Source organism: uncultured Mycobacterium sp., assembly GCF_964249325.1.
Taxonomy (GTDB): Bacteria; Actinomycetota; Actinomycetes; order Mycobacteriales; family Mycobacteriaceae; genus Mycobacterium.
Map to the genome: position 1 here is coordinate 1 of NZ_CAXUCH010000396.1, position 2,353 is coordinate 2,353.

Consider the following 2,353-nt stretch of genomic DNA (forward strand, 5'->3'; position numbering starts at 1 on the left):
ATGTTGGCCATCCAGACAAGGGCGAACCAGGCGATCAGGTACCCGCGCCACGAGGTAATCACCCGTTCCGGCGCGCAACCGGTATCGGATCGTGACCGATCAGCGCTTGCTGTACTGCGGGGCCTTGCGGGCCTTCTTCAGACCGTACTTCTTGCGTTCGGTGGACCGCGGGTCGCGGGTGAGGAAGCCGGCCTTCTTGAGCGCGGGCCGGTCGTCGGGTGAGACCAGGATCAGCGCCCGGGCGATGGCCAGGCGCAGCGCGCCGGCCTGGCCGGACGGGCCGCCACCGTTGAGGTGGGCGTAGATGTCGAAGCTGTCCACCCGGTCGACGGTCACCAACGGAGCTTTGATGAGCTGCTGGTGCACCTTGTTGGGGAAGTAGTCCTCGAGGCTGCGGCCGTCGAGGTCGAATTTGCCGGTGCCGGGCACCAGTCGCACTCGCACGATGGCTTCCTTGCGGCGGCCGACGGTCTGGATGGGGCGCTCAAAGACGAACGAGGGCTCGTTTTTCTGCGGCCCCGCCGCGGTAGCTGCCGCTGTCTCGGCAGGCGCGGTGCCGCCGGTGTCGGTTTCTGCCGTTTGGGTCACTGCGTCACCTGCTTGATCTGGTATGGAATCGGCTGCTGGGCGGTATGCGGGTGCTCGGGGCCGGCGTAAACGCGAAGCTTGCGCTTGATCTGGCGGCCGAGCTTGTTCTTGGGCAGCATGCCGACAATTGCCTTCTCGACGACGCGATCAGGATGTCTTCGCATCAGGTCGCCGAGGGTGCGCTTGCGCAGGCCGCCGGGATAACCCGAGTGGCGGTAGATCGGCTTGTCCTGCAGTTTGTTGCCGCTGATCGCGACCTTGTCGGCATTGACGACGATGACGAAATCGCCGCCGTCGACGTTGGGAGTGAACGTCGGCTTGTGCTTGCCGCGCAGCAGGGTGGCTGCGGTGACGGCAAGGCGGCCAAGCACCACGTCCGTGGCGTCGATGACATACCACGACCGCGTGGTGTCAGCTGCCTTCGGCACGTATGTAGGCACAGCGCTTAGTTGCCTTTCTCTCGGGTTGAATCCCGGATGACCCGGGTGCCGGTCAGGCGTCGACGGGCGGGGTGCTCTCGGCGACCGACAGTGACCCGAGCCCCGGCAGACGCCAACCCAGCAGCTTACCGGCGCTCATCCGCGCAGGTCAAAACGCCTTAGCAAAGCAACCGTACCGGCGCATGACTGTGTGGTCCCGACGGCTCCCCTCCATCGGGACCCACACAGGGTCTGTTGGGCCCTACCGCCTCCAGATGCTGGCCGCCTGGCGGTCAGCGCTTGCGACGTCGTCGGAGCCCGCACGCACCGCGTTGCCGAGGTCGACCAGCATCTCGTTGAGCGCAGAGGCTGCTTGCTGCCACCTGAGCTGTTCGACGCGGTAGGCGGCGGCGGCTTCCCGGGTCCAGAGCTCTTGCAGTGGAGCGATCTGCGATCTCAGCTCTTCCAGGGCGGCGTTGAAGCGAGCCGCCGTGGTGTGGATCTCCTGGCGAACGCTGTATTCGATTTCGGAAAAGTTGTACGACAGCGCGGAGTCCATGTGTGATCGCCCGACCTCACAGGTTCCCGCCGACAGTGGCGATGCGGTGGGCATGATTCTCGCCGGCCTCCCGCAGTGTCGCCTCGTTGTAGCGGATGCTCTCCGCGATGCCGTGCAAGGCGTGGTAGAGCTTCATCGATTCGGCGTTCCAGCGCTCCACCACCTCCTTGAATCGGGTGGCCGCGAGCCCACCCCACACCGACGCCGGCACGCTGCTGACCCGCCCGATGAACGCCTGCAGCATGCCGCGGAGCTCCTCGTTGCAAGCGTCGGTCTTGGCGGCGACCGTGTGCATCAGGTTGAAGTCGGTGCTCAACGTGTTGGGTGTGCTCATACCATCTACGACTGCGGCGGTTCGGGTTCGGTTCCCTGCATTTGGTTTACGTGGTCACCGCGTGGGCAGAGCGCACAGCCTGTTCGCACGCGTCGAGGATGGCCGCTGCGCCTGCGGTGCGGCTCTGACAACCGATGCTGATCCGAACGGGACCGTCAAGAAGCACTGTCCAGCGGATCTCGTGTCCGGGGCGAACTTCCCGGTAAGTCACTGCGGGCCGGCCGGCGCTGGTAGCCGACGGGCTGAAGTCGATGAAGACGCCCGACGGCTCGGCGTCGATCGCGCGTTTCAACGACTCCGCAGCCGCAGCCAGCGTCTGGCGGGCAACCGGGGACTGCGTCACATGCAGCGCCACTTCCGGATCAGACGGTGACGTGACCTGGACGCGCGCCGATCCGGGTCCGCCGACGACGCGCTCGACGCGCCACTGCGCGGGAACGCTCAGCGCTACCC

The 2,353-nt window shown here is 66.0% G+C and carries 5 protein-coding genes; all 5 read right to left on the minus strand.

Annotation, left to right across the window (positions count from 1 at the left end):
- Positions 1-99: 99 nt before the first annotated feature.
- A complete protein-coding gene (rpsI, locus tag ACFE99_RS25010) occupies positions 100-588 on the minus strand; it encodes a 30S ribosomal protein S9 (RefSeq protein ID WP_375489558.1) in 489 nt (162 codons plus the stop codon).
- Complete coding sequence (gene rplM / locus ACFE99_RS25015; RefSeq protein ID WP_375489560.1) at positions 585-1,028, minus strand: 50S ribosomal protein L13; 444 nt, start codon at positions 1,026-1,028, stop codon at positions 585-587. Before rplM ends, rpsI begins: the two co-directional genes overlap by 4 nt.
- Positions 1,029-1,269: 241 nt before the next feature.
- Positions 1,270-1,566 (minus strand): WXG100 family type VII secretion target, encoded by a 297-nt coding sequence (locus ACFE99_RS25020; RefSeq protein ID WP_375489567.1) that lies wholly within the window; start codon positions 1,564-1,566, stop codon positions 1,270-1,272.
- Between the two features lie 16 nt (positions 1,567-1,582).
- Positions 1,583-1,900 (minus strand): WXG100 family type VII secretion target, encoded by a 318-nt coding sequence (locus ACFE99_RS25025; RefSeq protein WP_375489562.1) that lies wholly within the window; start codon positions 1,898-1,900, stop codon positions 1,583-1,585.
- A gap of 46 nt (positions 1,901-1,946) precedes the next feature.
- The coding region (locus ACFE99_RS25030; protein ID WP_375489565.1) for a type VII secretion-associated protein at positions 1,947-2,353 on the minus strand (407 nt) is incomplete at its 5' end.